The 7,360-nt window shown below is 40.3% G+C and carries 6 protein-coding genes (1 of these 6 cut by a window edge); 1 reads left to right on the top strand and 5 read right to left on the bottom strand.

Going from position 1 to position 7,360, the window contains the following annotated elements; translation table 11 throughout:
- Window positions 1–640 carry the 3' portion of an SIMPL domain-containing protein gene (locus B3Y13_RS07770; RefSeq protein WP_296693767.1) on the top strand. Its footprint begins 53 nt before the window's first position, so the window shows 640 of its 693 coding nt (coding positions 54–693); the start codon falls outside the window, past its left edge; its stop codon occupies window positions 638–640.
- Between the two features lie 86 nt (window positions 641–726).
- On the opposite strand, the gene feoB is transcribed toward B3Y13_RS07770, so the two are convergent.
- The 5 genes from feoB to B3Y13_RS07745 all read right to left on the bottom strand — a co-directional run.
- A complete protein-coding gene (gene feoB, locus B3Y13_RS07765; protein WP_296693765.1) occupies window positions 727–3,057 on the bottom strand; it encodes a ferrous iron transport protein B in 2,331 nt (776 codons plus the stop codon).
- A gap of 55 nt (window positions 3,058–3,112) precedes the next feature.
- Entirely contained in the window at window positions 3,113–4,036 is a 924-nt protein-coding gene (locus B3Y13_RS07760; RefSeq protein WP_296667479.1) for a polyphenol oxidase family protein, read from the bottom strand.
- A gap of 10 nt (window positions 4,037–4,046) precedes the next feature.
- On the bottom strand, window positions 4,047–5,753 hold the full coding sequence (locus B3Y13_RS07755; protein WP_296693762.1) for a DUF5312 family protein: 1,707 nt from the start codon (window positions 5,751–5,753) through the stop codon (window positions 4,047–4,049).
- A gap of 204 nt (window positions 5,754–5,957) precedes the next feature.
- Window positions 5,958–7,052, bottom strand: a complete 1,095-nt coding sequence (gene leuB / locus B3Y13_RS07750; RefSeq protein WP_296693759.1) for a 3-isopropylmalate dehydrogenase — start codon at window positions 7,050–7,052, stop codon at window positions 5,958–5,960.
- Between the two features lie 98 nt (window positions 7,053–7,150).
- On the bottom strand, window positions 7,151–7,360 hold a 210-nt coding region (locus tag B3Y13_RS07745; protein WP_296693757.1), incomplete at its 5' end, for an alpha-isopropylmalate synthase regulatory domain-containing protein.

Here is a 7,360-nt window from a genome sequence, read left to right as displayed (position 1 = left end):
GATTCTTGCTTTTGGCCTTACAAACATAATTACGCCAGAACGAAGCGTTTCTGTGCGCGGACTTTCAGAAAAAGAAGTTGATGCCGACCTTGCAATCTGGAATATGGCTTTCTCAACAGGCGACAACAATCTTTCGTCTTTGCAGCAGTCGGTTATTTTAAAAACTCAGACAGTAAAAAAATATCTCAAAGACCACGGGCTTGATGAAAACGACTTTACTGTGCAGCCGGCGGCAATTACGGACAATTCCCTCAATTCATACATGGATCAAAGCAAATTGCGCTATACTTTTATTGCAAGACAGACAATCTTAATTCGTTCTTCAAAAATTGAAAGCGTAAAATCCGCTTATGCAGATTCGCTAAACTTGGTTTCGAGCGGAATTGCAGTTCTACAGGAATATGACGGCAAAGTAAACTACGAATTTACAAAATTGAATCAAATAAAACCGCAAATGATTGCAGAAGCCACAGAAAACGCAAGAACCGCAGCAGAACAGTTCGCCCGAGATTCAAATAGCAAGGTTGGAAAAATCAAAAAAGCAACACAAGGCTTATTCACAATCGAAGACGCAGCTCCCGGTCTTGAAGAAAAAAAGAACGTAAGGGTTGTAACCACAGTTGAATATCTTTTAAAATAATCAATTCTAATTTCTTTTATCAGCGGTCTTGACGTACAAGGCCGCTGATTTTTTTTTGCAATTTTCGTTCAGTAAAAAATTAGAATTTAAATAAAGCTTCCTATAAAATGCACGAAAAATGCCAAAATCCATGCAAGCGCACATTGCCAGAGCGCAACGCCAGCTGCCCAGCCTGTCCCAAGTTCGCGGCGGACTGCAGAAATTGCCGCAATGCACGGCGTATACAAAAGACTGAACACCAGAAGGCTTGCCGCAGCAAGAGGTTTTATTGCGGCTGAAACGTCTCCAAAAAGGATTTCCATTGTAGAAACTACGCTTTCTTTTGCAATAAATCCGCTTATCAGCGAGGTTATGATTTTCCAGTTTCCTAAACCGATTGGACGGAAAACTGGTTCAAGGATTCCGGCAATTGAAGCGAGAATGCTTTGCTGTGAGTCAGAAACAAGCTGAAACCGCAGATTAAAGCTTTGCAAAAACCATATTATGATTGTTCCGATAAAAATTACGGTAAATGCGCGCTGCAGAAAGTCTTTTGCTTTTTCCCACAAAAGCTGGGCTACATTTTTTTTACCAGGAAGACGGTAGTTTGGAAGCTCCATTACAAAAGGAACGGCTTCTCCCTTAAAAAGCGTTTTTTTTAAAAGCAGGGCGACAAAAATTCCTGAGACAATGCCAAGAAAATAAAGTCCGCCCATAATCAGACCGCCGTGCTTCGGGAAAAATGCGCTCACAAAAAATGCGTAAATCGGAAGTTTCGCCGAGCAGCTCATAAAAGGTGTAAGCAAAATGGTCATGCGCCGGTCGCGTTCGCTTGGAAGGGTTCTTGTGGACATTACGGCAGGAACAGTGCAGCCAAAACCGATTAAAAGAGGAACAATGCTGCGTCCTGAAAGTCCGATTTTTCGCAGAAGTTTATCCATTACAAATGCGACGCGCGCAATATAACCAGAATCTTCCAGCATAGAAAGGAAGAAAAACATGACTACGATTATAGGAAGAAAACTTAAGACGCTTCCGACGCCTTTAAAAATTCCATCAATAACAAGGCTTTGCAGCACTTCGTTTACTTCAGCGTTTTTTAATCCGCTTGCCGCAAGATTTGTAACAAAGTCTATACCGTTTTCCAAAAGCCCCTGCAAAAATGCGCCTAAAACATTAAATGTAAGCAGAAACACAGTTGTCATAATCAGAATAAAAGCTGGAATTGCAGTCCATTTTCCTGTAAGAATTTTATCGATTTTTTCGCTGCGCAAATGTTCTTTTGATTCATGCGGTTTTTTTACTGTTTTCCCGCAGATTTTATTGATGAACGAATAGCGCATTTTTGCAATTGCCGCGCTTCTGTCCAGACCAGATTCTTTTTCCATTTGAACAACAATGTGCTCAAGCATTTCAATTTCGTTAAAATCCAAGTCAAGCATATTCAGAATGATTTTGTCGCCTTCGATTATTTTGCTTGCTGCAAAACGTATAGGGATTTCTGCCCTTTCGGCATGATCCTGGATAAGGTGAATTACAGCATGGATTGCCCTGTGAACTGCACCGCCAGCCTCGTCTTTGCTGCAAAAATCCTGTGGAACTGGTTTTTCCTGAAAGTGCGCGATATGGATTGCATGCTGAACAAGTTCGTCTACACCTTCGTTTTTTAGCGCAGAAATTGGAACAACTGGAACGCCGAGCAAATTCTCCATTTCGTTTATGTTGATTGAACCGCCGTTTCCTGTTAGTTCATCCATCATATTTAACGCAATTACCATGGGAATATCAAGCTCCAGAAGCTGCATAGTAAGGTAAAGGCTTCTCTCTATTGCAGAGGCGTCAAGAATATTTAAAATCGCCTTTGGTTTTTCCTTAAGGACAAAATTTCTGGAAACAATTTCTTCGCTTGTAAACGGCGACATTGAATAAATTCCCGGAAGGTCTGTTACAAGAGTTTTTGGATGACCTATTATTACACCGTCTTTTCTGTCTATTGTAACACCCGGAAAATTTCCAACATGCTGGTTTGAGCCTGTAAGCTGATTAAAAAGAGTTGTTTTTCCGCAGTTCTGGTTTCCGACAAGGGCATAGGTTAAAATCGTGCTGTCTGGAAGCGGAGTTTCGGTCTCTTTTTCATGATATTTTCCGTCTTCGCCGAGTCCTGGATGGGAAGTCAGCAAATCGTTTGAAGCGGTGGAAGTTTCTTTTTCTGCCGTTGAATCAGAAAAATCTGCGTTAGAATCTGAAAGCTTTTCTTTATATCCAATTTCGATTTTGGCGGCTTCGTCCTTGCGAAGTGTCAGTTCGTAGTTAAAAACTCGGATTTCCAGCGGATCGCCCATAGGTGCGTGCTTCATCATCGTAACTTTTACGCCGGGAATCATCCCCATGTCAAGAAAATGCTGTCTTAACGNNGCTGATAACCGCCGATTTCCCAATTTCCAAATTTTTTAGAGTTTCCATATTCTATTCACTTCTGTTTGTAAGATTATTTTAAATAACAAATGCCGCCTGAACCGTCATAGCCCTGCTTTTTTCGTCCAAAGAAACACTTTCCGGCAAAAAGGCAGCCTGCCGCCTAAAACTTCCAAATACGTTTTTTCCGTCCGAAAATTTTGAACAACAGGTGCAGTCAGTTGCAACTGTTATATTTTCTTCCAAAATTCCAGCCTTTTTTAAGACAAAAAGATTTGCTTTCGTCAAATCCAATGAATAACTCAAAAGTTTTCCGTCTGCTGTTTTTTGAATTGAATCTGAGTTTTCATTTTTGAGTTTTGCTACACATTCACCAAAATTTTCTAAAAAGTAATTTTTTCGGTTTTCGTCAATACAATAACATTCTCTTCCAATATGAGGTCCAATAGCAATGCAAATATCTTCCGCTTTTGAACCGTATTTTTCGACAGCGAGCCTAACCGCTTCTCCAATTATTCCAGTTCCTTTCCAACCAGAATGAACGGCTGCAAAAACTTCTTTTTTCGAATCATACAAAAAAAGAGGCACGCAATCGGCAACTGTAACCACAGGAACAAGCATTTTGTTGTCCGTAATCAATCCGTCGCCTTTTTTGTTAAATGAACTTCTCTGAGAATTTATTTCAAAAACTGTTTTTGAATGAATAAGTTCAATGCTAACAATCTGACGCTGGCAATTGCATATTTGTTCATCGCGCGCGCATTCCCCGGAGCAAATATGAGGATGCAATTCTTCTGCAATAGCTTTTAAAGTCTTTTCTCGTAAAATATTTTTTTCGTTCCAGCGAAAGCGCATTGAACCGGCAGAAAGAAGTGTCATTCCCCATTTTTTGCCGTCTTTTAATGGCTCTCCATTTTTGTAAAACGGCAAGACAATAAATTTTAAATCTTCCGACTTTTCTTCGATTTTTTTTGTAACGCAAATATAATTTACTTTGCTCATTATTTCTGCCTTATTTAGAAAAAGTCGGGCTGTCAACCTGCTCAAGCTCACGAATCATAGCATATCCGTCTGCAATTGACTGTCTTGCTTTTTTTAGACTTTCGATAAACGCCTCGTTGTTTTTTTCTCCAAGCCGCGCGAGATTTGTAAGCGCATCGTAACGGCTGTCTTTTTTTTCAAGAAAGATTCCTGTAAAACAATTTTCCATTGTTCGACAGGCATCGCAAAATCTTGAAAGCATAGAACGGACATCGCCCTCAACACCGCGGATTATCGACTCAATTTTAGAATGAGCCTGCAAGGTGCGCAAACGTTCGCTATGAAGCTTTGTAAAAATAACTCCATATTCGCCGCCAGCAGAAAGCATCCGGTTAAGAGACTGCAAATCGACCGAAATCTGAATGAATTTATTGAAAGAATCGTTGAATTCTGAGCGGTTTTCCTTTTGAATAAAATCGCCTTCAAGCATTACAGTTTTTAAAGGCAGTTCAAATTCTGGAAATTTTTCTTTCATATACCAGTTCAAAAAACCGGCCGTAAGTTCATATTGGAAAGGCATTCCGCCCCACAAAAGCGACCATGGACGCTCAGACAAGAGAGGAAAAGTTTCAAGTCCAAAATTTCTGTTCAAATCAATTTTTAACTGTTCTTTTTTGCAGTCAACGCCCCAAGCCTTCCATTTTTCTTCAAAAAGTTTGCGCCAGTTGTTTTTATAGCGGACAAACCAATCCTCCCCACCGGTAAAATTTTCTGGAATCCAGGCAGCATCAGAATAGACAACTCTTCCAATCGATTTTAAAGGAACGCTCGTAATAAACATTCTCATCATTGAAATATGAGATTTTGCCGTTTTCATAAAATCTGCTGCTTTTTCCGCGATTTCGTCCATTGAATCAAGAGTCCGTCCACCCGTTCCTTTGCGCGAAAAAAGATAAATCGACTCAAGAACTTCTTCATAGATTTTTACACCGTTGCACAAAATTTTTGCAAACAGCGAAATTTCGTTTTCGAGAGAACTGAAGGCGCAACAGTAATTTTTTTCAACTATTGTAGAAAAAAGCGAAATAAAACGGTCAAATGGCAATTTAGAAAACTGTTTGAGCCATTCATAGGAACGCACCGCTTCATACATATAATTTCGTCTGTCAGCAGGAATTTCATTTAAAATTCCGTCCATTTTATGAAGAAGATTCACTCTCTGTTCTGGCCGAGGACCATTTTCCATTGAAAGAGAATAAGGATCAACTTCTTCATTCATCCGCTCTTCAACTTCGCTCATTACAAGCGAGCCCAAAAACACAAGAAATGAATTTTCATCGGATTCTGCAATTAGAATATAGGGCTTAAAAAAATCTGCGCTTAGTTTTAATTCGGTAAGTTTGTCGTAAAAAGACGAAAGAAGCATATTACGTTTTGAATCGATCAGATTTGGACAATTCTTTTCGACAGAATGTGCAATCTGTAAAATTTTATGCTCGTTGTAAAGAACCTGCATAGAAGTGTTTGCAAAAATAGATTTTAGCCACAAAAAAAATCTAAAAAAAATCGATTCGTTTTTAATCTGCTCTGAAAAAGGAATTTTCGCTTCAAGGTCAGAGCCGTCTTCAAATGAAAGCGGAACTGTTTCTTCGCCAGTCGACTTCATTTTTTCCAGCATTGTAAGACGTTCAGTCTCGCTTAAACCGGAAACCAACGCATCAAAAGAGTTTCGTTCCATAATTATTCAATAAAAATCCCCAATAAAAAAAACAAGTCAAAAAACTAAACGTATTTTCAGAATATCACAGTTTTTATGCACATTCTAGCATTTTTTTTCAGAGTCGCAAGCTATAAGTTTTAAAAAACAGGATAAAAAAAATGGACTGCCTTAATTTTTCAGACAGTCCATTATCTGTTTTTTTAGAAACTACTGTAAAATTTTTTATTTATTAAGAGCTTCCACAACAAGCTCGCCCATTTTCTTTGTTCCAACGAGCTTTCCTGCCGCCTTAACTTCATCGCGCTTAGAGCCTGCAATGTCGCCTGTTCTCCAGCCTTCATCAAGAACTTTTGTTACCGCATTCTCGATTGCCTTTGCTTCCGTCTCAAGCTTGAAGCTGTAGCGCAAAAGCATTGCCGCTGAAAGAATTGTTGCGAGAGGGTTTGCAAGGTCTTTTCCTGCGATGTCAGGAGCTGTTCCGTGAATCGGCTCGTAAAGTCCTGGCCCTGTTCCGTCTCCGAGCGAAGCCGAAGCCAACATTCCGATAGAGCCTGTAATCTGGCTCGCCTCGTCTGTAAGAATGTCGCCGAACATATTGCTTGTCGCGATAACGTCAAACTGGCACGGATTGCGGACAAGCTGCATTGAAGCGTTGTCGATGTAAAGGAAGTCAAGCGCAACATCGCTGAATTCCTTGTGGACTTCCTCGGCAACTTTTCTCCAGAGACGGCTTGAATTCAAGATGTTCGCCTTGTCAACAACAGTCAAGTGCTTCTGTCTCTTCTCGGCAAACTGGAATCCGAGGCGAACGATTCTCTCGATTTCTTCCCAAGAATATTTTTCTGTGTCCCAAGCTGTTTTTCCGTCCGCGCTTGTTCCGCGCTCTCCAAAGTAGATTCCGCCAGTAAGCTCGCGCACGACGAGAATGTCAAGACCGTTTCCGACGATTTCATCTTTGAGAGGGCAGGCATCTTTAAGCTGAGGCCACATTACAGCAGGGCGAAGGTTCGCGAAAACTTTCATTCCGCCGCGAAGACCAAGCAATGCTTTTTCAGGACGAAGCTCAGATGGAAGGTTGTCCCATTTTGGACCGCCTACAGCCCCAAGAAGAACTGCATCGCTTTTAAGGCATTTGTCAAGTTCTTCCTGCGGCAACGGTTTTCCAAACTTATCGATTGCGCATCCGCCGGCAGTAACAGTTTCATAATTAAATTTATGACCGAATTTTGAAGCGACTGCATTCAAGACATTTACAGCTTCTGCAACAACATCAGGACCAATTCCATCTCCGGGAATCAAAGCAATATTTTTTTCCATAAATCAAGCTCCTATAAAAAGTCAAAACAAACTTTACTAATACTAAAGTTTATAAAGTATTTATAAAATACCACAAAGCAACATTTATGTAAAGAACATTAAATGAATTTGTGGTACTTTTTTTCAATATCTTTAATCAGTTTGTATTCAAAAGAGTCAACCAAGGCAAGCCAGGAAGCTTCAATAACGTCGCAGCTCACACCAATTGTCGTCCAGCTGTCAGTTCCGTCTGTAGATTCAATCAAAACACGAACACTTGCGGCTGTAGCTGATTTTCCGTCAAGAACGCGGACTTTATAATCTGTAAG

The organism is Treponema sp. UBA7567, from assembly GCF_002476655.1.
Classification (GTDB): Bacteria; Spirochaetota; Spirochaetia; order Treponematales; family Treponemataceae; genus Treponema_D.
This window is presented reverse-complemented; position numbering and strand designations above follow the sequence as displayed.